The organism is Bradyrhizobium sp. B025 (genome assembly GCF_042257955.1).
GTDB classification, from domain to species: domain Bacteria; phylum Pseudomonadota; class Alphaproteobacteria; order Rhizobiales; family Xanthobacteraceae; genus Bradyrhizobium; species Bradyrhizobium diazoefficiens.
Genome location: NZ_CP170150.1, coordinates 7,585,623 through 7,608,597, shown reverse-complemented (window position 1 = coordinate 7,608,597; position 22,975 = coordinate 7,585,623). Strand labels below are relative to the sequence as shown.

Below are 22,975 nucleotides of genomic sequence, written 5' to 3'. Positions count from 1 at the left end.
CTACATGAGCTTTGGCGACGAGCACGACGATCTGCTCGGCCGGTCACGCCGTGGCAGCGCGCTTGCTCGGCAAGCCGCTCGGCGGAGCGACAATCAATCCCGATCAGAACGGGAAGTACGGCGGTCTCGTGTGGGGGCCGCGCCACAGCGTTGCCTTCGGCAGCGATGACGACGCTGCTGATGTGCCGGAGCTGTGCGGCCAATTGCGGGACCTCATGCCCCAGGATGGCGAGGTTCGCGGCGATGCCGCAGATACGTACTTGCACGTGCTCGACCGTTGCATTGAGCTGGGCGCGGCATCTGTCGCGGAACGTATGCTTCTGCCAGGGAGCCCGTGCCCTCCGTTAGTGACGTTGAGCAAGCAGTTGCGCTCGCGACATTGGTCTGCAAGTCGGCACAGGCTGTCGAGCGGTTCCTGTCGTTCTGCGAGCAGCAGGCGCACGATCTGCTGCGCCCACACGGCCCAATCATCATGGCCCTGAGCATCGTGCTGAAAATTCGCCGGACCTTAACGGGCGCGGAGATCGACGACGTTATCGCAACGACGGTCGCGGGTCTACAATTGGCGGCCGAGCGCCGACGGCGCGCCGAGTGGCGCAAGGGCGAGCTGGCGGCCGAGCGCTTTCGCGCCGCATGTGATTACCTCAATGCCGTGCGGCTGCCATCATCTGCACAAAATCGGGTGCAGTAATCGGCGACATCTGGATCAGAGGGCACGGCGGATGTAACCGGCCTGATAATCTTGAAGGGCCCCGACGTGCAAAGCGTCGGGGCCATTTGTTGTGGTCGAACGTAGCCGTCTTTCCCTCGTTCCCTTAATGTCGCCGCTGCGCGTATATGGCGAGGAGACCCACTTGCCTCGCCCCGATCCGCCGATTGGATTTGTCAGCGCCAGAATTGTGCAGGATGTTGTAGGCATGTTGGTATCTTATCCCCAGACGCCGAGCAGTTTCCGCAGTGGTCGGGCCGTCGCCCGTCAAAGGTCGTGCTCGATCTGAGGTGGTCATTTCGGTCCGACCATAATCGGCGGCGGCTCGACCGTGCTCAGGTCCATTTCCATTGCGGATTGTTCTTCGGACAGCCGCCTTTCGAGGTAGTGCCGTTCGGCCTCACTTAACTCAGTTTCGAGCAGGCGCCGATATCGATCAATATTGTTCCTATGGGTACGTAAACGAGCAATTCGTTCTTCGGTCATCGTCGATCTCTCCGACGGACGTGGTCGCAATTACTTGGGATCGGCGTTGAGGTACTGGACGTCGTAGGTATCCCATTCCGTGGAAGCAGAGGGATTATTTTGACAACCTCGTGGTGAAAACGTGCCTGCTGTCCCATGCCCGGAAATGGCACCTCAAACGGCACGGCGTTACTACGAGCTGCATTGCCTCTCATCACAGAAGGAAGTCAGATCAGGTCATTCATTGCCTTCAGCCTGAACCGGCGGCTTCTGCGCGCCCTGCACACTCTGGCTCAGCGACGCCAGCGCGGTGTTCAGCTCATCAGAGATGGGCGCGAGGTCCCTAATGTCCTCGAAGGCTTGGGCGATGCGCTCATTCGCTGATTTCTCGAACGGCTCGAAGCCTTCAGAGATGCGCGTTCCTGCTCCAAGAACGGTGGAAGCGGCCATCGGCCCAAGCAGGAGGAGTGCGGTTCCGATGATGCCGATCTTGCGGATGCGAGCCATCGGCGGTGGCCGCAGGAGGCGGTCATTGATCATTGTCTTCACCTCACGGCGTACAGTCCGTGCATCATGCCAATCGTTGCGAACAAACGGTAGATCGGGCGTCTACCATTAGGAGGTAACTCAAGCAGAGGCGCGTTCTTGTCGAGTTGCCCGTGGCGCAGATCGTGGGCGCCGCGCAAGTAGGCGTTCTAGATTGGACTTGCGAAGATGCAGCGGCAGCCTCCGCAGATCGTCGCCCGTGTGCCTTTTACGGCCTTGGGCGGCAGGCTTGCCAATCGCCCGCTCCACCTCCGATGCGAGCACAGACAGGTGTTCGGCTAGCCTGGCAAACAGGTAGTGCCAGCGCCCGACGGGGTCAGCGCCGACAGTGCCAGCGTCCTGGCGGTCAGAGAAAGCGAGCGTCAACCTCCGCGCCCCACGCAGCACAAGTGCTTGCGCTGCGAATAGGGCGCGGTTGATGTTTTACAATCCAGGGCCGCTTCATCATCTGACGATTCGTGTACGCTCTCACGCGCTTCTTGCGCGGCTTGACGAACGGCTTCTGATGTCGGCTAAGCGCACGCACAACGCCGACGCGAGCGAAGATCGTCGGCCTCCGAGATCGACCACCAGCATCAGCGCCTCGATGGCGGCCTGCCATTCCGGAGCATCATGCTCGGGCTTCGGCAGCTTCGTGATGACGGTGGCGGCGTCGTGCAGCGTGATCAGCTTGCGGCCATCTGGCAGTAGGATCGGATCGTCGAAAGTCCCCTGCCAGCCTTGGTTGTTCATTACGCTACTTCGGCTCGTGCTTGTCCGTCAGTTCTCGCGCCGCCAGGCTAAGCTCCAGCTCTCGAAGCCGCTCTATCAGCAGTTCGACGATCTGCTCGTAGTCGGAGGGCGACAGCGAATTCACGCCACGCAACGTCATCTGGCCTTGGAGAATGGTCGCCATCATGGCTTTGACGCTCATGGGACCTCGTCTGAAATTAGATCGTCATAAGAACAATCTGAAGTAGACGCCAAACGTTAGGGATGCGCATCGCCGTAGAATTACGGGCTATGGCAAGGACCTTTGCACTGCACTGCAAACTCGACAACCATTTTGGCGCCGCTCGACAATTGAGCGCGAATAAGAAGCACGGGTTGCGTCCGTTGTTTTCGGGACGCGATTTGAGGCGTAACGAAAGCCGAATCGCGCTTGCAAACCTAAAAATTGGTTCTGCGTCATAATCATAATGACTCCGACGCAAAAATAGAAAATAGGGTGGAAAAAACAAAGATATTGGGAGGAGTAGGTGGATACTCTAAGTCGCCTGCGCGCGATGGCATCGCTGTGCCGTCAGACTGCTGCGCATCACCCTGATCGAAGTTGGAAACTGCTCGCCGAAGCTGAGTTTTGGGGCATTTGGCCGATGATGCGCTGCGCGATCAGTCATGCACATCTGCCTTCCCGCTCCCAGTAATTGGAGATGATGCGAACACCACGCAATCGGCCCACAGTAGGGCGGCATGAGCGCTTTCGGTACCAAGTCCCCTTGACGGTCACAGCTAGCTCTCACTCTTTGCAGAGCGTTCTGTTCTAGGGAAGGAGATCTCAAATTTCCTCGCGGGGTACGAGCGAGTCAGCGGTTGGAATCGCAGTAGATCACGGAAAACGCTGAACTGAATTTTTTCGGCAGGGGTTGCGTTCATGGATAGCGTAGAGCGGTGCTTCGCCGCAGTGACGGCAATCGGTTTCTTTGTGACCGTCGTCGGAATGATATTGTTGCAAACGATGTGAGTTCTGCTTGGCCAGCTCGCGCCGCGCCGCGCAGCGGCAACGCACCTCCTTCAGCTAGGTGGTGCAGCGATGCGCGCCTGCGCAAGATCGACGCGGCTTGCTTCGCCAGGTTATTAGCCTCGCCCCGTAGCCGAACAACCTGCCGTTCAGGCTGCTGAGGTTATGGGGGCTCGGGCCCGGAGTGTCACCGCTGCGCTACACACGGGAGCACGCAGCGGCGCTGGTCCGCCCGAACAGAGGCGAGCGAAACAGTTCATTAGCTTTCTTGTGGCTTGCTGGGAGCCGTGCCGATTACCGCTGATTACGGCACACGGAATGGGAATGTCGGCCCCGGCTGTTTCTCCCAACCTGCGGCTGGGGCCGATTTGAACTTTCGCTGTATGGTTCAACCCGGTCCACAACCATGTTTAGAGGCATAGCTATCGCGCTATTTGGGCTGAGCATTCTTTCGCAGCTCGATCAGGCGCTCTTTTACGGCTGAGATACTGACGCTGCGTTCAGGCTTGTGCGGGAGATTGGCCGCGGTTTTGGGCTGTAGGGCCGCCGCCCTGCATTCAACGGATCAGGCGTCGAACGACGGCTACTTCTTCAATAGTATTCCCATCGTTCGCGCCATTCGCCTCACCGACCCCGCATGGCGGCCCAGTTCGGTGGCTATCTTCGATACGCCAACGCCCTGCCGGGCGAGCCTGACCAAGCGTCGGATTTCCTGCTCGGCCCATTGCTTTGGCTTCGGTGCTTTCATGGTACGGCGCTCAGAACCTGCCGACCACTTAACCAGCGCGCCTAGTCGCCAACACTTGGGAAATTTACGGGTAGCGCCCCACCACGAGGCACAGCGGCACGGCGGATTTGGCCCTCGCGAGAGGGCGCGTAAGCGGCGTCCCGAGTATCCAGGACAGCACCGCGCTTATCCATTGTCGTGCTTCCCTTCACCAACCTCAGTGGCGATCCGGGACAGGATTATTTCGCACACGGACGGCCTGACAACAGATCTCTCGCGAATTCAGGGCAGCTTCGTTATCGCGCGCAACACGGCGTTCACCTACAAGGGCAAGTCGATAGATGCCCGCCAGATCGGGCGTGAACTCGGTGTCCGCTTCGCGCTCGAAGGTAGCGTGCAGCGCGTCGGCGATCAGGTTCGAGTCAATGCGCAGCTGATCGATACTGAAACTGGCGGCCATGTCTGGTCGGACCGCTTCGATCGTCTGCGGAGCAACTATCTGGAATTGCAAGATGACATAACCGGCCGGATCGCCCGCACTCTGGGATTGGAACTGGTTGTTCTAGCGGCCCGCAGCATCGAACTGGAGCACCAGACCAATCCTACCGCGTCGGACCTTGCTTTGCAGGGATGGGCTGCCGTGTACAAGCCGACCACGCCCGAGACGCGTGAGGAAGCTCGGCGCCTGTTTGAGCATGCGCTTGAGATTGATCCGCATACATTAAGGGCGATGACAGGACTTTCCCTGACACTAGCCAATCTGGTGATCAATGGACAATCCCCCGACCCGGCAGGAGATTTAAGTCGCGCCGACGAGCTCTCGCAGCAAGCAGTCGGGCTCGATCCGAATAATGCGGCCGCTCATGCGTTGCGCGCCCGGGCCCTGCAGGCACAGAGGCGGCAGAAAGAGGCCGCCGAGCAGTACAGGATCTCCCTGCAAATCAACGGCAATATAGCGACAACGACGCTTTTTCTTGGCGAGACGTTTGTCGTCACCGGGAAATCTCTTGACGCAATCCCGCTGTTCGATCGGGCCATTGAACTCAGTCCACGCGACCCGGGTCTTGGAACGTGGCAGTTTGAAATGGGGCGCGCGATGATCCTGCTCAGGCGCGATGATAAGGCGCTAACCTGGCTCAGCAGGTCGGTGGCGACGAATCCGAGACTGGCATATGGCCAACTTTACTACGCCGCAATCATGGCTATCAAAGACGACATAGCGGCTGCCCGCGCGGCACTCGCGGCGGCGGGTCGCCTGAATCCGAACTACACCAGTCTTGCGAAATTCCGGGCCACCGATCTGTCGGACGATCCTGCCTACGTGGAGCAGCGCGCTTACGTGGAAGGAGCGTTGCGCAAAGCGGGGCTACCGGAGCAGTGACTTCCGCATATGGCCCATCGCGTCCGTAGGCGCGGTGTAGCGGGATGTCAGTTCATAGGGGCAGACCGGAAGTTTGTAGCCGAGCGCCAGACGGTCGCTTTTGACCCATAGCGGGCGTCCATCGACTCCACCCGATATCCAGCTTGATCCTGATCAACATGCGATCCTTTCGCTAGAGCTAATGGAGACGTTGCGTAGCCCCCACTACGCGACCCCACCCAAAGCCGCTGGCTTCCCCAAGGGCTGGCGGCTTCCTTTTGTACGCATTTTTCCGGCCAGCCAAGAGAAGCACCCGCCTCCGGTTGACTACGTAGGTCCGCCCCAATTTGCGCCTGATCAATCTCGGGGATTTGCTCTATGCTCAACTCCTTGCCAAGCTACAAAACGGGGATGGTTGAACGGTGCTAGTCAATGCGAACGCTGCCACCCGCCAGCCTATTGACGGGTACCTCGCCGATCTCGCTGGCGAGCGCGTCTTCTGCAGCGAGTTCAAGTATCGCAAGGGCATCGAGATTTTTGGCGAAGGGGGGCACGCCGACGAATACGTCTACCAGATTACTTCCGGAGCGGCGCGGACGTATAAGATGCTCCCAGATGGTCGCCACCAGATCAATGCGTTCCACCTCCAGGGTGACATGTTCGGATTTGAGAATGGCGTCGCGCACCGGTTTAGCGCTGACGCTCTCGTCGAAACCCACGTTCGCATCATAAAGCGAGGCAGCATCCTCGATGCCATGCAAAATCGAGTAGTCAGCACAAAAAACCTCATTTGCTTTGTTACGCAAAACCTGCAGCACGCGGAAGATCACATGCTTCTCCTGGGGCGGAAGACTTCCCTGGAGAGAGTTGCCGCCTTCCTTCTTGAAATGGATGAACGGCTAGCACATCCCGCGATGATGTTGCTGCCAATGAACCGCCGCGACATCGCCGACTATCTCGGCATCACCTTGGAAACCGTCTCCCGCGCGTTTTCCATACTTCGAGACGAAGCGCTGCTGCGCTTTGACGGAAACATTCAGCGGCGGATCGAATTGCTAGATCGTCATGCTCTCGCGGAGTTCGACGCCTGACTTCCGGTAGCGAAGCGGCGACACGCCTCATTGAGGTCCATTCAACGGGGCATAGCAGACCCGAGCTTACGTTGAGTCCTTCGCATTTTGACCCACCTCAGACGCTAGCAATTCATAGCCCGCAAAAAAGCCCCGGCGAGCCGGGGCTTTGGTTTGCACAGACTGGAGCGATCAGTATCTCGCCGCGATCGGAGCCCCGTAACCACCAAAGCGATAGTTGAACCGAACGGTGACCATGTCCACGTCCTGGCTGATCCGGTCGTTGAGTACCGCCGCAAGGCGCGGATCGACCACGGAGAAGGAGTTATTTGCGTGCCCCATCCACAGGTGGTCGTACTCAACACCGACCGACCAGTTGGGCGTGAAGCCATACTCAAAGCCGACACCCAAGGTACCGCCCCAGCGCGTATTATCTGCCGAGACCAGACCGATCCCGGTGGTGTTGTCGAATATAGTCAAGCGATTGCTGGTCACAGCCGCACCGCCCTTCACATAGAGCAGCGCCGAATTCCAAGCCCAACCGAGTTGCCCGGTGAACAGACCGATGGCGTCAGTCTTTGCCGTGGTTGAGAGCGTCGGATTGAACAGGCTCACCCGCGTGTTCTTGAGGTCGGCCCAATCGCCTTGGGCTTCCAATCCGAACACAAACTGACTGGTTTGCCAGCGATATCCAATTTGCCCGCCGACGACGCCTCCCGACCGATCACCGCACCCGCTCGCGACCGTTCCAAGGGCAGTTACGAAATCCACGCAACTGTGGCTTTGGCCCCAACCGCCGTTGGCACCGATGTAGAATCCCGTCCAGTCATAGATCGGCGCGACCACCGGGGGCGGCGCCTTGGTGTAGGGACGGGCCGCCAGATCAGCCGCCGACGCAGGGGCGGATAGACCCACGGCCATCATCCCGGCCGCGGCAATCAGAAGCTTTTTCATTACGAGAAATCTCCCCAGAAAGAAGTTCAAAAAAGGCACGACGCCCACCTGAGGAATCAACGCTATCCCGTTCGCCTGAAGGTTGATGTAGCTAAGCTGCAACACTCGGCGCAGATATCTAGCGGAAATTCTTTATATATATTAAGAGCTTGCTGGGAACCAAATGCACGTCAACGTGCATATTACGGGACTGTAGATCGCGATCGGGGCTTCCGGTCGCCGTTCGACTGTCGCATGGAACCCCGGCGCGAACCGGCGTCACAAGCCTGTGGCATGACCATTGCACAATGCAGGACGACTGGGATTTCAGCGCTCAGTTAGAGAATAAGCGCTGCCGGGACGCTTATTTCGAGCCCGGCGACGCTTCACTTCCTTTCGCTTGCGCCATCACTACGACGCATCTTGTTTCGACGAGCGGGGTATTCGGCGCATGACTTACGACACGGTAACAGTACATATGCTCCGCGACGTTCTAGACGACGTTCTTTCCAGTCCGTCATTCACTCGTCAGCAGCAGCGATCTGCGGTGGAAGTTGCCGAGCGCGTTCTCTTACTCGCTTCCCAAGGCGAGCGTGAACCGATCAGGATCAAACGACACCTGCTAAATGAGTTTTTGGCATCCGCTGCCAGCGAAGCCAACCGGGGCCGCCCCCTTCGCCTGATCGACGGTGAGCCTGCTAGGTGACCAAGTGCCGCTGGTAACGCCCAGCCGGTTCGATCGTGTCTGCCATGCCACCACTGCCGCTCATCGGAGCATTCCCTGCCCCTGGTAGGTCGGCTTATGGCCCTTAGCGACAGAAGTTCATGTCCGCTCGCATGTCGGCGACCGAGGCAAGAGCGGACTCGTTGTGCTCAACGTGAGGTTTGTCGCTCGTGACCCAGAACGGACCTCGCGCCGTTTTGGCTTAGGTGCGGACATCAAGAATTTTGCACCAGAATTGCGGTCGAACAATTCCAACGGGTTGCGCAGCGGCGTCGTTTGTTGGTGGGTTGCGTCGCCGCATCAATGCGTTACCACGATGAAATCCGTGTCTTTTCCGGTCTCATGGCTAAATCCGTTGTCGGAAATAATCAATGAAGAGGCCGGCGTCAGAAGTTTAGAGATCCTCTCAACCGTATCCTGAGGTATTTCGATGCGGTTGAGGACAGCGTTGGCCTGATCGGGCGACGGTACCGATAGGGCGGTTTGCTTCACGGGCGCCTCGCGCCCTTTCGTGGCACCCTCGATGCGAGGAAATTCGTCCGGAATCGACACGACGGTCCAGCGAATAGCCGTTCCCTCGTTCTGGAATTCCATTGCGGTAAACACGTGTGTTCCCAGCGGCTCCTCCGAATTTTCGATCTTGACCGGGACATCAAACAACGGCGTGAATCCCTGACGCACGAACAGCTTGCTCAACTTACGACTGACGAAGATGGAGATTGGGACGATTTTTTTTGGCGCGCTTGCAGCGGGAACCGAGCCCGGCACCTGGAGACTGGCGGCTTCCGGAGTCTCCGCGTTTGACACCAGTGATCCCTGCGTTGCTGCGGCTGTACCGATGCTCTTGGTTGCGACGGTGGCAGTCTGGAATTCCGACGAAGCGGACGCGGCTTTCGCTTGAAAAAGATGCGGATTGGTTATCTCGACCGGCTGGACATCACCGTGCGCAATGATCACGCGCGTGCCGCGCTTCGTGAGATGCCAGAGTCGAACGGCAAAATCATTCTTCAAACGGATGCAGCCGTGTGACGCCGGATGCCCAGGCACGACACCGGCGTGCAACGCTATCCCTGACCAGGTGATGCGTTGCATGTAGGGCATGGGTGCGGCGCTATAAATATTTGAACGGTGCCATCGTTGTTTGCTGATAACGCTGAACACGCCGAGGGGCGTAGGATGCCCCTCCATTCCCGTGGACACCGAAGAGCGTGCAATCAGGGCGCCGTTGTCAAAAAGCGAGACTCGTTGGTCTGCTATTGAGATGATGATCTGGAGCGGGCCCTTCGGAAGGGGCTCGGGCGCGGTTTCAGAGTTTGTCTGCCGGTGGTGGTGCTTGTGAGCGTATTGGCCCGGCCAGAACGTGTGTTGGGGTTCAAACAGAAATTGAGCGTGTACGATCCCCGCAGGGAGCATGAAGATGGCGAATACAGCCGTTGTTATCGCGCGCTGCATTGCTCGTAATCCCTGAGCGAACATCGCCCGGTCCAATAGGCACGATTCCATCGTTTCGAAACGATGCGCGAAGCCGACGCCTGATGCGTCATCCCGACCAGCGCGCCAAGCCTCTCCTTCAAATCTGGTCGCAGTGGGTCGAAAATAGGACCGTACTCACAATTACGGTGGGAGTTGCCGTTGAGACGGGCGCAATTGCTTGTGATCGGCGCGTTGCAATCGGGCAACATGTTTTGGAGAAATTGACGAGCCGCCGTTTGCGCCATTGCGCGACCCACATTGATCCCAAGAATGAGCCTCTTCGCATGCTTGGCTTTTCTACACGGCTCCGGCGGAGCCTATGGAGGCGACGGCATCATGAACCCGCGGCGATTTGCGATAGTGGCGCCAACGTTTTGCGGGACGGTCGTTCTCGCGGGGGGGATCGTTGGCTGGCTGGCTGGCTTCGGTTCGGCCGGCACCGAGAACGCCCGCGCAGTGCCAATCGAGGACCGCGCAGCATCTCTCGCCGCCACCGCTCGGCTCGCGGATGAACCGCAGGCAATCGCAATGGCCAACGCCGTTGTCGCAAACACCGTTGTCGCGAACGCCACTGTCGCTAGCGCCGAAGTGGCGACGGCCGCCGAACCCGCGGCAGGGACGACCACCGACACGACGGCGGTATCGGATAAGCCGGAATCGATCGTCGCGTTGCCCGATCCGTCGCAGATGCTGTCGGCCGATTTACCGCCTGTGCAGGAATCGGTGGGCTTGGGCCACCGTGATGTCGCCCAACCGGCGCCGACAAGGTGTGGTGCATCCGGCGGTTCCTCCAACTCGGGGCCGCAGGATTTTCGGTATCTCATTTGTTATGTCTGGTCCGAACTGCCGCCTGCCGAGAAGCCGGCTGCGATCGTCTTGCGTTCGTTCAAGGACATCCCGGTCGGAACGCCGGTGGAAGAGATCAAACGCGCGTCCGACGCTTTCGGTCTGGATTTCACTTTCATGAAGGCGGTGGCTAAGGTCGAGTCCGGTTTCGACCCCAAGCAACGCACCGGGTCGTATATCGGACTGTTCCAGCTGAGCAAATACGAGTTCGGCAAATTCGGCTCCGGAGACATTCTCAATCCCCGCGATAATGCCGTTGCGGCAGCCTACAAGGTCATCATCGAAGGCATTCTGTTTCAGTGGGTGACGCACAGGGAGCCGGACTTGAACGATCTCTACCTGATCCATCAGCAGGGCTGGGAGGGCGCCGCGGAGCACCTCAGCCAACCCAATCGCATAGCCTGGAAATCGATGTGCGCCACCAGCGAAGGCAGGGAGAAGGGCGAAAAATGGTGCAGGCGCGCGATCTGGCGCAATACGCTTCCGGCCGTCAAAGAGGCGTGGAAATCGGTGGAGAAGCTAACGTCGGAGGCGTTCGTCGGAATGTGGCGCGAGCGGGTTGCTCATTTCTATTCGAAATACATGACCACCGCCACCGCCGATGCCGAGCGGGCGCACCAGTAAATTTCCGTTGAGTGTTTGGCAGGAGTTGCCGCACCCGCGGGCCGAGCGGGGCCTCACCGCCGCTGGTCGCGCGGATGCACTTTATGTCGTCAACGACGCGCTCGGGTCGTTCCTGCTGCGCGCTAGCGAGGTGATCGATCAGGTGCCGATGTCTGCTTGCGCTTCGCACGCGGCGATATGAGGGACCACATCGTTTCCCACAAAAACGACCACGGAGCTTCGTATGGGCGCTACGGAGCATTGCAGTGGTGGAGCTGGCTAAAATCAGCTTTTGCGAGATTTTCGGCGTCGTTCAGCTTTCGACTTTTGCAACACTATCGGCCCTTCGGCGACATGCAGATCTCGCCTTGTGTCCGCTTTGCGCCCAAGAGCGGCCCTCCCTTCTGGCCCATCGCTGACGTGCGACCCAAATGTTTTCAGATCCGCTAAACGCATCAAAAGGGACGTCGGCCATCGACCGACTTCTTTCATAACATCTCACTTGCGAATCCGCTCGTGGACGCGAAGCGGACATCTGGCGAGATAGTCGACAACGGCTAAGGACCAGAAGGCGAAGCCTGATTGATCTTGGGCAGGCGCATCAGGGAAGCCGTATTGACGCATTGATCCTCCGCCGTGGACTTGCGCAGTGTAGTTGTCGTGGGCGACAATGACGTAATCCGACGGGTACCAGGCTATGGTCCCTGCAACCCACTACGCCAAGAGCGGCGACGTTCACATCGCCTACCAAGTCGTTGGTGATGGGCCCATCGACTTGGTGCTGGTTCATGGCTGGATTTCTCATCTTGAGTACCAATGGGAAGATCCCGCATTAGCCAGGTTCCTCAACCGTTTGGCCTCTTTCAGTCGCCTCATCGTCTTTGACAAGCGCGGCACGGGCCTGTCGGACCGCGTCGCGGAGAGCGCGCTGCCCACCCTCGAAATGCGGATGGATGATATCCGCGCGGTCATGGACGCAGCAGGTTCAAATCGCGCCGTCATCTTCGGCATCTCTGAGGGGGGGCCGCTTTCGACGCTGTTTGCCGCGACCTATCCCGGGCGCACCGCCGCACTGATCATGTATGGCGCTTACGCCAAGTGGATTCGCACCGACGACTATCCGTGGGGCCCCACACGTGAGCAGCACGAAGCCGCCTTCAATGCTTACGAAAAGCATTGGGGAACACCGATCGGCCTCAAGACGCTGGCCCCCAGTGCTGCCAATGACGAACGGGTGCGTCAATGGTGGGCCCAGTTCATGCGCATAGCCGCCAGCCCAGGCGCCGGCATCACGCTCTATCGGATGAATGTCGAGGTCGACATTCGCGCGATCCTTCCGACGATCAGGGTGCCTACCTTGATCCTCCACAGGAGAGGCGATCGATTGCAGCCTTGCGAGGGCGCTCGCTACATGGCCGGGCAGATCCCGGGTGCAAAGTTCGTCGAGCTGCCCGGCGACGATCACATGCTCTGGATCGGCGATGCCGATTCGCTGCTTGCAGAGATCCAAGAATTTCTGACGGGCGAAACTCCGATGTTGGAGGCGGACCGCGTTCTCGCAACGGTCCTCTTCATTGATGTTGTCCAGTCGACCCAGCGCGCCACGGAGATCGGAGACTCACGTTGGCGCGACCTGGTCGACAACTATCATCAGCTCGTTAGCAAGGAAGTCGCGCGTCTCGGCGGTCGCGTCGTGAACACTGCCGGCGATGGTGTGTTCGCAACCTTCGACGGCCCGGCGCGCGCGATCAAATGCGCGCGCGCGGTCAGGGACGTGGTTGGCAGTTTGGGGTTGGCGATCCGCTGCGGTATTCATACTGGCGAGTGCGTAATTGAAGGCGACGACGTGGCTGGCATCGCTGTGCACATCGGTGCGCGCGTGGCAGCCCGCGCTGATCCTGGCGAGATACTTCTTTCCAGCACCGTGAAGGACCTGATCGCTGGCTCAAGAGTGGAATGCTCGGACCGGGGTTCTCATACTCTCAAGGGCGTCCCCGGCCGCTGGCGGCTTTTCGCAGTTCAAGAATGTGCACGTTAGGCCTTGTCGGTTGCGGAAAGCACCTGCTTCGGGTCAACAAGCGACTTGGCCGGATGGCGGGTCCTCGCGCAAAGCGGACATTCGGTCGGACCGGCAGTTCGCAAAAGAGTGGGTCCTATCATCCGCTTGCTGACAAATTTTCGGCAAAGCGACCACGAAACATGAGCAATTTGCGGACTGACGCACCGCGGCAAGGTGCCGCTATCCGATCAGAAGCGCTGCGAAAAAGTTGATCCGCGCGAGTCTGGTTTCGGCCGATCGTTCGGATAAGCTTGCAACAATTGCGGAAAGATCAAAAAGCTTCTTGGGAGGAAATGATGCTCGACACCACGCTTAACGCGCGCATCCAGGCCTTTCTCGACAAATTCGAAGCGGCGCTTGTGGCGGGCGACCTGGACGCCGCCGTAGCGATGTTCGCACCCGAGTGCTACTGGCGCGACCTCGTTGCCTTCACCTGGAACATCAAGACCATGGAAGGTCGCGATCAGATCCGCGAGATGCTCAACTCCTGCTTGGCACAAGCAAAGCCACGCAATTGGAAAATAGCCGACGCGGAAAGCGCTACTGAAGCCGACGGCGTAATCGAATGCTGGATCACGTTCGAGACCGAGGTCGCGCGCGGCTACGGTCTAGTCCGTCTCCAGAACGGCCAGATCTGGACGCTTTTGACGACGATGGTCGAACTGAAAGGTCACGAGGAAAAGGCGGGCTTCACCCGGCCGCTTGGTGCCCGCCATGGCGTCAATCCCGGCGCCAAAACATGGAAGGAATTGCGGGACGAGGAAACCGAGCAGCTCGGCCTTAAGACGCAGCCGTACGTGCTCATCATCGGCGGCGGTCAGGGTGGCATCGCACTCGGCGCGCGGTTGCGCCAGCTCGGCGTGCCCACCATCATCGTCGAGAAGAACGCCCGTCCCGGCGACTCCTGGCGCAACCGCTACAAGTCGCTCTGCCTGCATGATCCGGTCTGGTACGATCATTTGCCGTACATCGACTTTCCGAAGAACTGGCCGGTGTTTTCGCCCAAGGACAAGATCGGCGACTGGCTGGAGATGTACACCAAGGTCATGGAGCTGAACTACTGGACCGGCACCACGGCCAAACACGCTGACTGGGACGACGCCAAAAAGGAATGGACGGTTGTCGTCGAGCGCGATGGCAAGGAGATTACGCTCAAGCCGAAGCAGCTGGTTTTCGCGACCGGCATGTCCGCCAAGCCGAACATGCCGCAATTCAAGGGTATGGACACCTTCAAGGGTGAACAGCACCATTCCTCGCGCCACCCAGGTCCCGATCGCTACAAGGGCAAGAAGGTCGTCGTGATCGGCTCGAACAATTCGGCACATGACATCTGCGCCGCGCTGTACGAGGCCGGCGTCGACGTGACCATGGTGCAGCGCTCGACCACCCATATCGTGCGCTCGGATTCGCTGATGGCATCCATCGCGGACCTCTATTCAGAGCGCGCGGTCCGCGGTGGAATGACGACAGCCAAGGCCGATCTGATCTTCGCTTCGCTGCCCTACAAGATCCTGCATCAGTTGCAGAAGCCGGTTTATGACAAGATCCGCCAGGATGACGCCGATTTCTATGCAGGGTTGACGAGAGCCGGTTTTCGGCTCGACTTCGGCGACGACGATTCCGGTCTGTTCATGAAGTACTTGCGTCGCGGCTCGGGCTACTACATCGACGTTGGCGCCTCGCAGCTCATCATCGACGGAAAGGTCAAGTTGGTCGCAGGCCAGGTCGAGGAAATCACGCCCAATGGTGTCAGACTCTACGACGGGAAGGAGCTGCCCGCCGATGTGATCGTCTACGCCACCGGCTACAGTTCGATGAACGGCTTTGTCGCCGACCTGATCAGCCGGGACATGGCCGACAAGGTCGGCAAGGTCTGGGGACTAGGCTCGAATACCACCAAGGATCCCGGCCCATGGGAAGGCGAACAGCGCAACATGTGGAAGCCGACGCAGCAGGAAGGGTTATGGTTCCACGGCGGTAACCTGCACCAGTCGCGTCACTACTCGCAATTCCTGTCCCTACAGTTGAAAGCTCGCTATGAGGGCGTTCCGACCCCGGTCTATGGCCTGCAGCCCGTTCATCACAAGGCATAAAGCTTCGTAGCACATGGTTGGGTTCGCGGTTTGGCGTGGCCCATTGCCGCATGGGCCTGACAAGCTCGTGCGGACCCCGCATCGAAGATCCACTGGTCCGCTGCGCCAGCTTTAGCGCCTGTGTCGCGTCGACCGGTTGAGCCGGCAATGCAAGGCGGAGATCAAGATAGATTTCGGCCCGGTGTCTAGTTTGAGGTCGGTCTATGGCCGACTTCTTCCATAACAACTGATGTGCGCATTGTGGCTTATCTCGCCTTGTTTGCTTTGCGGGCTCCGGTGGTCCGAAAACCCAATTGTCACATAAAGATCGGATGGGTGAAGGCGCGGCTGTTTCTGTCGATACTCGGCTCGCAGCCGGCTTCTTTCGCTTTGCGTGTTCTACTTCCGAAGGCCTTTTGCGCCCGTCTGAAGGCCGGTATCGTTGCTGCGAAAGCCGTGTCCCTTAGGTCCCGGCAGCAGTCGCGGGGGAATAGATGCAAAAGAACGGCGCGGCGATCGTCTTCAGCGCAGGCGACTTGGTCGGGCACCTGAATTGTCGTTACCTTACGTACCTCGATCTCAAGGTCGCGCAAGGCGAGCTGGCGAGGCCAAGGGTCCGCGATGACCCAACTCTCGATGCGCTGACAGAGCGCGGCAAGATCCACGAGCGGGGCTTCGTCGACCATCTTGCCGAGCAGGGCGGCTCCGTCGCTAGGCGATGGTCCGCGGCGACGCAGTGATCGTCCAAGCGGCATTACAGGATGGACATTGGAGTGGTCGCGCCGATGTGCTGCGTCGGGTCGAGATACCAAGCGGCTTGGGCGCTTGGTCTTACGAAGTCACGGACGCCAAGTTAGCGCGCGAGACCAAAGGCAACACGGTCCTGCAACTCAGTCTTTAACTCGGACTTGTTGGCGAAGATGCAGCAGAGGCCCCCGGAGAAGGCCCACGTTGTGACGCCGGGGACGCAATACTTGCCGGAGGCGTATCGCATGGCTGATTTTGCAGCGTTCTATCGGCGCATCAGGCGAAGCCTCGAGACCTTTGCGGCTTCGCCTTCGCATAGCGGTCTCTATCCCGACCCGATCGAGCACTGTGAAATCTGCCGGTGGCGTGAGCCCTGTGCGTCGAGGCGGCGCAGCGACGATCACCTGTCGCTTGTCGCAGGGATAGCCAAGACCCAGATTGAAGAACTGGTCCGGCGAGGTGCGGGCACTATGGCGGCCCTCGCTACGCTGCCTATTCTTGAAGCGCAAGCTGATCAGATCGATGGCGTCTGTAATATTTTTCACCTGAATGCGAAGGGCCGTATCCAGACTGACAAGTACCGCCCTGACTTGCCAATCACCAATACGCTTAGCTACGAAAAGCCCTAACCGGCAATCGCTTGTCGCTTATCTGCAGGCGGGAACGCTCGCCGGGGCCCGATTCACCGAGTGGCCCACGGCCAATTTCGGTCCGGCCCAGGTGACTGGTTTCAAGTTTCAGCTGACCTTCGCGAACGGAAAACAAGGCAATGGCCGCGCCCACGGCGAAAGGCGGACTTTGCTGTGGGAGGACCTCCCTGCGGATCAGGTGCGCTTCCTAACAATGTGGATAGAAACATCGGCCAAAGCAGCACAGGAAGGGAGATACGAAACGCTGCATGATACACTTGGAGATTTCATGCTCCGCGTCACAAAGAAGCTCTTTCGAAAGGACAAACAGCGTCGGCCGACCTTATCATCGGTGCGAGACGCAGCGGTCGCACGCTGGAAGCAAACCTATGTAAAGGAGGCTGAGACTGAGGAAGCAAAACAGCTCGGCCGAGCAGTCGTGGCGGCGCTGATGGGTCACGCATCGGATGAAAGCGCCACGAAGCACTACGCCCGCGCTCGCAAGGGGGGCGGCAAGTATCCTACTCCACGCGCGGATCCCGCCGAGGTGGCCAGCGTCTTGCGGCGCTATTCGACGCCGCATTTCGCAGGCGATGATCCAGCGCCCCCGCCCCTCTAGCGTAGCAACCCTTCAGTCCATTCGCCAGAGCGTCTCAGCTATGCTCGAACCGGATGGCTCGCACGGCGATCCGGAGCAACTTGCGGAAATCAGTATCGGACAAGCCGTTGAAGGAAAGGTCCGCAACCTCTTGAGGGGCTTTGAGAGGATGTCGAAAAGAGCTAAATCTACCGTTAGCCCACGTCTGCTTCGAGATTAGTTGCGGACCCACCGCGCGGTTACGCTGCGAGATTAGGGAACGCCAGCCGACGAAGCGCATTTCGTGGGCGTACGCCCCAAAGGCATTGGGCGCACACATTTTCTTTGACGATCAAGAAAAACACATCCTCGGCGCATCCCAGGTCGTTCCCTCCGGCCACGTTCCCGGCCCACACGAGCCGGACGACCCGATAATCCCGGCAGATCTCTAGAGCGAGGACAGTCGGCGACAGGAAGGCGCCGCTCCGGAGCGGGGGGTCGACAGACGAGCCGCCCAGCGCTTGCCAATTTGAGGAGACACTCTGAACTCTGGCGCTGCGGAACACGTGGACAATCCCTAGCCCTGCTGATTGGGAATCCCTGCTCCGTGCTAACCGCCCGGAACGAGCAAGGGGGCGGAAGGATTCGCCCTGGCAGGAGGGATCTCGATGCTGATGCTCAAGGAAAGGCGACCCACGATCCGGACGCTACGCGGCTGGGCGATCTCCCTGCTGCAGGAGGCCGGCGCCATCCGCGAATGCGAGGAGCACGGCTGGATGCGGGACCGCGCCGATCCGCACGCCCGCGAGCGTGCCTTCGACATCGCCCGCCGGGATCCGCCGGACGGCGTCTCCGCCGAGAAAGCCGTGGCCGAGGTGCAAGACTTCATCGACACGATCGGTGATACCTGTCCCGAGTGCCCGTCGGAGCCCGGTTAGGCGGCCTGCTCCTTGCGGCCGTTGGGCGTCGAGGCCGGGTGCATAAGGGCAAGCTGTTGCCAAGCGATGGCCAGGCCAATCAGGCGTTGTCGCTCCGGTCCGTCGGCGGCCATGGCGAGCTTCATGGCCGCTTCCGCTTCGCGCCGAGGATCGTAATCGCTCTTCATCGAACGCACTGTAGTCACGGATCGTAAATGATCACGCACCGGGGAGACCGTAAGAATCCGGCCCCCCGGTGCCGGCATCGACGCTCATCGAGAACCGAGAGCAGCCCGTAGCAACTCGCCGGTGACTTTATCGAACTGCGCCTTCACCGGGAGTCCGCTTTGACGGTCGACGATGCGGGTCTTGAAGGCACCGTCGTCCAGCTCGAAGCTGCCGAGATCGTAACCGAGGGCGTCGATCTGCCGTTTGAGCTGGTCCGCCGCCATCGCCCAGTTCGCGAGGCCCGGTGGAAAGAGGTATCGGCGTCTTCCGCCAACGCGCTGCCGGTCGAAGCGGCGAACAGGGCGATGGCGGCGTCGATGACTGGCTTGCGCATTGTGATCTCTCGTTTTGGAGGCGCGGCGTCTGCCGCACGCGCAACCGTTACTCCAGCCCGGCCCTCAAGCCGCTGACGGCCGATGTCAGCAAACCGTCAGGCTTGCTGCGCAACAGTTGTGGACGGGGCCGCGTTTTCGGCCGGACCGCTTCGCTTCTCGAGCAGCGCAGGTCTCGGAGCGATTGCCGCCTTCAGACCGCCGAGCTCCGATGTGGAGAGCTCCAGTCCCCATCCGTACGCGTCCAGAACGTCCTGCACGATGGCAAGACCCAGGCCCGCAGCGCCACCTCGCTCGTCGAGGCGGATGCCGCGCTCCAGCACGCGCGAGAGGTGGACAGGTTCGATGCCTGGGCCGTCATCTTCGACGGCAACGGATGGCCGGCTTCCATCGACCGTGAGGCGTACGCATCCCGCGGCGTGGCGAGCGGCGTTCTCGATTAGATTCCCGAGGATTTCCGCGAGGTCGGTTCTGTCGAGTGGGACGCAAACACTGTCGGCGATCAGGTTTTCGAACCTCACTCGCCCGCCGTCGGCAGTGCGCGACAAAGTCGCGACGATGGATCCCACGAGCGGTTTCACGGAAGTGGATGCTGGGGCGCTACCTCTGGCGCGGCCGCGGACCCTGGCCGCATCCATTAATGATCGAGATGCGGCCGCGAAGATCGAGGCGCTGGCTGAGGAATATAAGAGGCGCGCTGGGGCGCTCAGCGCTTCCAAAGAGGCGGAAGCACACAAAGGATTGCGCCAATGCGGCTTGCTGTATTGAGGAGGAAAACGTTGGCCACGAGGAGGTGCAGATAGTCCAACTGATCGATTGCCGCAGCGATCTCAGGCGCCGTCATGACGCGGCCCTTCGCGGGCGCCGAACGGGCGTCATTTTTGCTCATGATATAGGGGATATGCGGAACGCTCTCTTCGGCCAGCCGGCGCTCTCCAACCGCTATCTTGCATGCGCTCCGCAAAACAGTGAGGGTCCGAGCCACCGTTGAAAGAGCAAGACCTTCCCCTTCTGCAGCCTTACGAAAGTCGTCGAAGTCGCTTTTGACCATGGTCGACAAGATCGAACCGCCGATGAGGCGGTTGATGCGTTCAATTGCGATGTTGGTGAATTCCGCCGACTTGAGCTCGGCAGCGTGCGGCTTGTAGAGCTCAAGGACCTCAGTGACGGTCTGAATCGGCTTTTGAACCAGCGCGTCGCCGGGGTCGCCCGCGATACCGCGGGCGACAAGGCTTTTCACTTGGGCGATCGCATTCTCTAGATCGCTCGTGCGCAACGAGCGGTGCACCATCTGGCGCTTTTCGCGCACGTAGGTCGCGACGTAGTAGTTCGGGCTGTTGCTTGCCTTGCACAGCTCGAACTCACCGATCGAATGGACGCTCGTGTACCTCATCAGACACCAGCGCCGGCCGCGAAGTCACGCACCGCCTGAGCCGAAAAATACAAGATCCGGAAGCCGTCGATCGTGCGCAGGCGACCGTTCCGGGCCAACTTTCGCACGGCGCCCTTGCTGAGCCCGAGGACCGCGGCCACCTCCGTGGTGGAGAGCAGCTGATACGGGGAGCAGTTATTGATGTCGATCATGATAGGGTACTCCTTCATTTACCATAGATATGGCTTTATTAGCCACTAGTCGACTAACGCCGCCTCCGAACGTCATGCGAGCCACGGCAACGGTCAATGACGCAGCCCAACAAGAGGCGGGAAAACCTGTTAAGAGACGAGATTCCTAGCAAAAACTCCAATTCTGCCCGGAGCCGGATCCGGTGGACGGTGCCGGAAGGTAGGAGGCGCAGCACGTAGTTCGGGGGCATCCGGCGGTGACAGCGGTAGTAGCCAAGCGTGAAGGCGGCCGCCTGGACGGCGAGGAGCCGCCGCAGGCGTACCAAGTAGTTCACGCGCTCTTGGAGCCTACGCGCTGACGGGGGCACGGGTCGCTTCCAGCGTCTTGCGCAGCTCGCCGCCGACCCGCTGCCACCAGAGCGCGATCTCGGTGGCGCAGGCCGTGGACTGGAAGATGTGGACACCGAGCCGCGCGGCGAGCTCATCGAAGTTCATGAGCAGCGCCCGCGTCGGGTCGAGGGCGGCATCGGCGCAAACCTGCAGGGCCCTGCCGGCAACCAGCGGGATGCGCAGAATCGGGATCTCTCCCGCCGCGGCCAGCAAGCGGTCCAAGTGGCCGCGCTGCTCGCTGCCGACTGACCAGTCGAAGGGGCCCGCACGGCCGGAAAGAGCCAAGGCGCGGGGCAGTTGGGGAGCGACCTTCTGAAGGCTGTGGAGGTGCTTCTCGGCCTGGGTCATGTGCTCGGAGGAGTTCGTAGTCATAACGATTGACAGCGCCTTCACCTGCATGGCGGCGAGCGTGGCGTCGAAGTTGGTGGCGGCCAGAACCTCCAAACGATGGCCCGACGTGCCGCCCGCCCAATCGACTACAACCGCGGCGCCGTTCTTGCGGGCCTCTAGGACCGATTCAAACATCGGAGAAAGCACGCCGACCAGGCCCCCGTTGCGGGTCCCGGCGGAGGCAAACTCCTCCAGATTGATGAAGACGATTTCCTCCTCACTCGCGGCGCGGCGGCGGCTGCTCTCGATCTGGACCCGGATGACCTTCCGTCCGACTTCGCGGTAGAGATGGGCGACGCGGTGGGCCAAAACCGTCTTGCCGATCGACGTGCCGTCCGCCGTGATCTCCACGAGGTCCGGGAAATTCGTCGTTTTAGTCGTCTTCATCGTTTTCGCTCCTGATTTGATCGAGAAGTGCCGCGGTGCGGCGGGTGTGTGCCGGCAGATCGAAACCTGCCGGTCCGCCCGGAGAAACCCGGACAGAGCTGGAGCCGGGCATGGGAGCTGGCGGTTGTTGACGGGAAGGGCGTCTGGGCAGGCCGCCTACTGACGCGTTTTCTTGCTCGTGCGGGGCATTGCAGGCTGGTGCAGGGATCGGCAGGGTCATGCAGGGACCGGCCGGCCGCAGGTTGGTGGCGCGGCGGCCGGCGCGTTCTCGCGCACGGCTCAAGGCGCTCGTAACCGTCCCCTCCGGCAGCACCGAGCCGTCCCTGCGCGCGACCCCGGCGGCCGCGAGCACCTCGCCGATATCGGCCGCGGTTGCTCCGTTGGCGGCCAATCGTTCGAACAGGGAAAGGTTTTCGTCGAAAACATCCTGGAAACGGATGCGGCCAAACATGGTTTTGGCGCGCCGTCCAATTGTGATGAGCTCGTCGCGGAATTCCCGCGGCAGGCGGTTGAACAGGGCTTTACGGGGCGCCGTCGATGCCTCGCTGCTCATGCGGGCACCCGCCGGGAAACGCAGCTGCTTCCATGAACCTTCCAGGAAAGGGCAAAAAGGCGCGGAAACGAACCTTCACCGGAAGTAACGAGCTGGAACGAATGTGAACCAAAATCAAGGACATGCGTCGCCGAGCGCAACCTTGACATGGTAGGGGTCACAGGTTCGATCCCTGTCGTGCCCACCATCCTTCGCTCGCGATAGCGAGAGAAGGATGCCGCGCCGGAGCCCAAAGGGCGAAGGCGGGCTTGCAGCCGCGAGCTTCGGCCAGGCAAGCCCAATCCCCCTCTACTTCAGTTCCGTATTCGCCACCGGCATGATCGAGGCGACGTGCCAGCCGGCCGCATCCTGCACGTAGGTCTGGCTGATCAGAAATGTATTCTGCTGCGCCGGCTTGCCCGGAAGTGCGCGCGTGAAGACGATCGGGACGAGGATCTGCATGACCTCGTTCGAAATCACGGCGACGTGGAATTTCGACATGTCGGGCTCGAGGTGCCAGGTGCCCTCGTAATACGTTTTGAACCGGGCGGCGACTTCGTCGCGGCCGCGCGTCTCGATGCCTCTGGCAAACAGCAGCGTGCCGGGCGAATTCAAGAGCATCGCCTTCACCGCATCGGCATCATGCGCATTCTGTGCCGCGATGAATTTCTCGAAGATGGCTCGTGCCTCGGCGTCATTCGCGGCAGCCTGCGCGCCTCCGACTGACCAGTACGTGGTGGCGAGAAACAGTGCCGCGGCCACCGCCGCAACATGACGGCGTCGTGAAAATCGTCGTGGCCTGACGTTGCTTGGAGACATCTCGGGTCGGATCATGTTCACCTCTGGTCATCTGCCGGCGGCATTTGAATGGTACGCATCATACCATTGATGGCTGCGTCGACGTTTTCAGAATTGCACGATCGGCGATAACCCTGACATCACGGAAACGTAGGCTTTGGGGTGTCATAGGACGAAA

At 60.1% G+C, this 22,975-nt stretch carries 25 protein-coding genes; 11 read left to right on the top strand and 14 right to left on the bottom strand.

Annotated elements, in window-relative coordinates; all coding sequences use genetic code 11:
* Positions 1–334: 334 nt before the first annotated feature.
* Positions 335–691, top strand: a complete 357-nt coding sequence (locus ACE10W_RS36000; protein ID WP_053815160.1) for a hypothetical protein — start codon at positions 335–337, stop codon at positions 689–691.
* A gap of 312 nt (positions 692–1,003) precedes the next feature.
* Here the strand turns inward: ACE10W_RS36000 and ACE10W_RS35995 are convergent, their stop codons facing one another.
* The 4 genes from ACE10W_RS35995 to ACE10W_RS35980 all read right to left on the bottom strand — a co-directional run bounded on the left by ACE10W_RS35995 (position 1,004) and on the right by ACE10W_RS35980 (position 2,633).
* Entirely contained in the window at positions 1,004–1,195 is a 192-nt protein-coding gene (locus tag ACE10W_RS35995) for a hypothetical protein (protein WP_011090426.1), read from the bottom strand.
* 216 nt (positions 1,196–1,411) lie between these two features.
* Positions 1,412–1,714, bottom strand: coding sequence for a hypothetical protein (locus ACE10W_RS35990; protein ID WP_060910340.1), 303 nt, complete (start codon positions 1,712–1,714; stop codon positions 1,412–1,414).
* 474 nt (positions 1,715–2,188) lie between these two features.
* On the bottom strand, positions 2,189–2,452 hold the full coding sequence (locus ACE10W_RS35985) for a hypothetical protein (RefSeq protein WP_304548662.1): 264 nt from the start codon (positions 2,450–2,452) through the stop codon (positions 2,189–2,191).
* Between the two features lie 4 nt (positions 2,453–2,456).
* Positions 2,457–2,633 carry a hypothetical protein gene (locus tag ACE10W_RS35980; RefSeq protein WP_304548661.1) on the bottom strand — a complete coding sequence of 59 codons (177 nt, stop codon included), beginning with the start codon at positions 2,631–2,633 and terminating at the stop codon, positions 2,457–2,459.
* A 1,754-nt stretch (positions 2,634–4,387) separates the two neighbouring features.
* Between ACE10W_RS35980 and ACE10W_RS35975 the strand changes: the two genes are divergently transcribed.
* On the top strand, positions 4,388–5,548 hold the full coding sequence (locus tag ACE10W_RS35975; RefSeq protein WP_304548659.1) for a tetratricopeptide repeat protein: 1,161 nt from the start codon (positions 4,388–4,390) through the stop codon (positions 5,546–5,548).
* A 437-nt stretch (positions 5,549–5,985) separates the two neighbouring features.
* Positions 5,986–6,618: a helix-turn-helix domain-containing protein gene (locus tag ACE10W_RS35970; protein ID WP_370205808.1), complete on the top strand. Its 633-nt coding sequence runs from the start codon at positions 5,986–5,988 to the stop codon at positions 6,616–6,618.
* 171 nt (positions 6,619–6,789) lie between these two features.
* On the opposite strand, the gene ACE10W_RS35965 is transcribed toward ACE10W_RS35970, so the two are convergent.
* Together ACE10W_RS35965 and ACE10W_RS35960 are read right to left on the bottom strand one after the other, a co-directional pair.
* Positions 6,790–7,551, bottom strand: coding sequence for an outer membrane protein (locus ACE10W_RS35965; protein ID WP_028176054.1), 762 nt, complete (start codon positions 7,549–7,551; stop codon positions 6,790–6,792).
* 1,003 nt (positions 7,552–8,554) lie between these two features.
* Complete coding sequence (locus ACE10W_RS35960; protein ID WP_028176055.1) at positions 8,555–9,706, bottom strand: L,D-transpeptidase; 1,152 nt, start codon at positions 9,704–9,706, stop codon at positions 8,555–8,557.
* 291 nt (positions 9,707–9,997) lie between these two features.
* Here ACE10W_RS35960 and ACE10W_RS35955 point away from each other — a divergent pair, with 291 nt between their 5' ends.
* The 8 genes from ACE10W_RS35955 to ACE10W_RS35920 all read left to right on the top strand — a co-directional run bounded on the left by ACE10W_RS35955 (position 9,998) and on the right by ACE10W_RS35920 (position 18,198).
* Positions 9,998–11,197 (top strand): transglycosylase SLT domain-containing protein, encoded by a 1,200-nt coding sequence (locus ACE10W_RS35955; RefSeq protein WP_271612788.1) that lies wholly within the window; start codon positions 9,998–10,000, stop codon positions 11,195–11,197.
* 676 nt (positions 11,198–11,873) lie between these two features.
* Positions 11,874–13,214 carry an adenylate/guanylate cyclase domain-containing protein gene (locus tag ACE10W_RS35950; protein WP_028176057.1) on the top strand — a complete coding sequence of 447 codons (1,341 nt, stop codon included), beginning with the start codon at positions 11,874–11,876 and terminating at the stop codon, positions 13,212–13,214.
* Positions 13,215–13,531: 317 nt separating this feature from the next.
* Positions 13,532–15,328 carry an NAD(P)/FAD-dependent oxidoreductase gene (locus ACE10W_RS35945; protein ID WP_028176058.1) on the top strand — a complete coding sequence of 599 codons (1,797 nt, stop codon included), beginning with the start codon at positions 13,532–13,534 and terminating at the stop codon, positions 15,326–15,328.
* A 473-nt stretch (positions 15,329–15,801) separates the two neighbouring features.
* Entirely contained in the window at positions 15,802–16,047 is a 246-nt protein-coding gene (locus ACE10W_RS35940) for a hypothetical protein (RefSeq protein WP_039184876.1), read from the top strand.
* A 252-nt stretch (positions 16,048–16,299) separates the two neighbouring features.
* Positions 16,300–16,683: a hypothetical protein gene (locus tag ACE10W_RS35935; RefSeq protein ID WP_304548652.1), complete on the top strand. Its 384-nt coding sequence runs from the start codon at positions 16,300–16,302 to the stop codon at positions 16,681–16,683.
* A gap of 91 nt (positions 16,684–16,774) precedes the next feature.
* Positions 16,775–17,302 (top strand): hypothetical protein, encoded by a 528-nt coding sequence (locus ACE10W_RS35930; protein ID WP_304548650.1) that lies wholly within the window; start codon positions 16,775–16,777, stop codon positions 17,300–17,302.
* 140 nt (positions 17,303–17,442) lie between these two features.
* On the top strand, positions 17,443–17,712 hold the full coding sequence (locus ACE10W_RS35925; RefSeq protein WP_369525310.1) for a 5'-nucleotidase: 270 nt from the start codon (positions 17,443–17,445) through the stop codon (positions 17,710–17,712).
* A gap of 216 nt (positions 17,713–17,928) precedes the next feature.
* Entirely contained in the window at positions 17,929–18,198 is a 270-nt protein-coding gene (locus ACE10W_RS35920) for a hypothetical protein (protein WP_271612761.1), read from the top strand.
* On the opposite strand, the gene ACE10W_RS35915 is transcribed toward ACE10W_RS35920, so the two are convergent.
* From ACE10W_RS35915 to ACE10W_RS35880, 8 genes are all read right to left on the bottom strand, one after another.
* Positions 18,195–18,365 (bottom strand): hypothetical protein, encoded by a 171-nt coding sequence (locus ACE10W_RS35915; RefSeq protein WP_248894156.1) that lies wholly within the window; start codon positions 18,363–18,365, stop codon positions 18,195–18,197. The genes ACE10W_RS35920 and ACE10W_RS35915 overlap by 4 nt on opposite strands.
* Positions 18,366–18,449: 84 nt before the next feature.
* Positions 18,450–18,629 carry a PepSY domain-containing protein gene (locus ACE10W_RS35910; RefSeq protein WP_304548648.1) on the bottom strand — a complete coding sequence of 60 codons (180 nt, stop codon included), beginning with the start codon at positions 18,627–18,629 and terminating at the stop codon, positions 18,450–18,452.
* A gap of 206 nt (positions 18,630–18,835) precedes the next feature.
* On the bottom strand, positions 18,836–19,318 hold the full coding sequence (locus ACE10W_RS35905) for an ATP-binding protein (protein ID WP_304548646.1): 483 nt from the start codon (positions 19,316–19,318) through the stop codon (positions 18,836–18,838).
* A 125-nt stretch (positions 19,319–19,443) separates the two neighbouring features.
* Positions 19,444–20,130 (bottom strand): hypothetical protein, encoded by a 687-nt coding sequence (locus ACE10W_RS35900; RefSeq protein ID WP_304548644.1) that lies wholly within the window; start codon positions 20,128–20,130, stop codon positions 19,444–19,446.
* Positions 20,130–20,321 (bottom strand): helix-turn-helix domain-containing protein, encoded by a 192-nt coding sequence (locus ACE10W_RS35895; RefSeq protein WP_271612758.1) that lies wholly within the window; start codon positions 20,319–20,321, stop codon positions 20,130–20,132. Before ACE10W_RS35895 ends, ACE10W_RS35900 begins: the two co-directional genes overlap by 1 nt.
* Positions 20,322–20,648: 327 nt before the next feature.
* A complete protein-coding gene (locus tag ACE10W_RS35890) occupies positions 20,649–21,467 on the bottom strand; it encodes a hypothetical protein (protein ID WP_271612757.1) in 819 nt (272 codons plus the stop codon).
* Entirely contained in the window at positions 21,454–22,020 is a 567-nt protein-coding gene (locus tag ACE10W_RS35885) for a hypothetical protein (protein WP_271612756.1), read from the bottom strand. The genes ACE10W_RS35890 and ACE10W_RS35885 overlap by 14 nt, the downstream gene beginning before the upstream one ends.
* A gap of 288 nt (positions 22,021–22,308) precedes the next feature.
* Positions 22,309–22,761 (bottom strand): DUF4440 domain-containing protein, encoded by a 453-nt coding sequence (locus ACE10W_RS35880; RefSeq protein WP_231166623.1) that lies wholly within the window; start codon positions 22,759–22,761, stop codon positions 22,309–22,311.
* Positions 22,762–22,975 lie beyond the last annotated feature (214 nt).

Bases quoted from the DNA above. Each gene is read 5' to 3' on its own strand.
- ACE10W_RS35890 (WP_271612757.1), bottom strand. From the start codon at position 21,467: ATGAAGACGACTAAAACGACGAATTTCCCGGACCTCGTGGAGATCACG.
- ACE10W_RS35995 (WP_011090426.1), bottom strand. From the start codon at position 1,195: ATGACCGAAGAACGAATTGCTCGTTTACGTACCCATAGGAACAATATT.
- ACE10W_RS35910 (WP_304548648.1), bottom strand. From the start codon at position 18,629: ATGGCGGCGGACCAGCTCAAACGGCAGATCGACGCCCTCGGTTACGAT.
- ACE10W_RS35920 (WP_271612761.1), top strand. From the start codon at position 17,929: ATGCTGATGCTCAAGGAAAGGCGACCCACGATCCGGACGCTACGCGGC.
- ACE10W_RS35985 (WP_304548662.1), bottom strand. From the start codon at position 2,452: ATGAACAACCAAGGCTGGCAGGGGACTTTCGACGATCCGATCCTACTG.
- ACE10W_RS35900 (WP_304548644.1), bottom strand. From the start codon at position 20,130: ATGAGGTACACGAGCGTCCATTCGATCGGTGAGTTCGAGCTGTGCAAG.
- ACE10W_RS35915 (WP_248894156.1), bottom strand. From the start codon at position 18,365: ATGAAGAGCGATTACGATCCTCGGCGCGAAGCGGAAGCGGCCATGAAG.
- ACE10W_RS35965 (WP_028176054.1), bottom strand. From the start codon at position 7,551: ATGAAAAAGCTTCTGATTGCCGCGGCCGGGATGATGGCCGTGGGTCTA.
- ACE10W_RS35955 (WP_271612788.1), top strand. From the start codon at position 9,998: ATGAGCCTCTTCGCATGCTTGGCTTTTCTACACGGCTCCGGCGGAGCC.
- ACE10W_RS35885 (WP_271612756.1), bottom strand. From the start codon at position 22,020: ATGAGCAGCGAGGCATCGACGGCGCCCCGTAAAGCCCTGTTCAACCGC.
- ACE10W_RS35990 (WP_060910340.1), bottom strand. From the start codon at position 1,714: ATGATCAATGACCGCCTCCTGCGGCCACCGCCGATGGCTCGCATCCGC.
- ACE10W_RS35935 (WP_304548652.1), top strand. From the start codon at position 16,300: ATGGCTGATTTTGCAGCGTTCTATCGGCGCATCAGGCGAAGCCTCGAG.
- ACE10W_RS35940 (WP_039184876.1), top strand. From the start codon at position 15,802: ATGCAAAAGAACGGCGCGGCGATCGTCTTCAGCGCAGGCGACTTGGTC.
- ACE10W_RS35895 (WP_271612758.1), bottom strand. From the start codon at position 20,321: ATGATCGACATCAATAACTGCTCCCCGTATCAGCTGCTCTCCACCACG.
- ACE10W_RS35945 (WP_028176058.1), top strand. From the start codon at position 13,532: ATGCTCGACACCACGCTTAACGCGCGCATCCAGGCCTTTCTCGACAAA.
- ACE10W_RS35980 (WP_304548661.1), bottom strand. From the start codon at position 2,633: ATGAGCGTCAAAGCCATGATGGCGACCATTCTCCAAGGCCAGATGACG.
- ACE10W_RS35950 (WP_028176057.1), top strand. From the start codon at position 11,874: ATGGTCCCTGCAACCCACTACGCCAAGAGCGGCGACGTTCACATCGCC.
- ACE10W_RS35960 (WP_028176055.1), bottom strand. From the start codon at position 9,706: ATGCAGCGCGCGATAACAACGGCTGTATTCGCCATCTTCATGCTCCCT.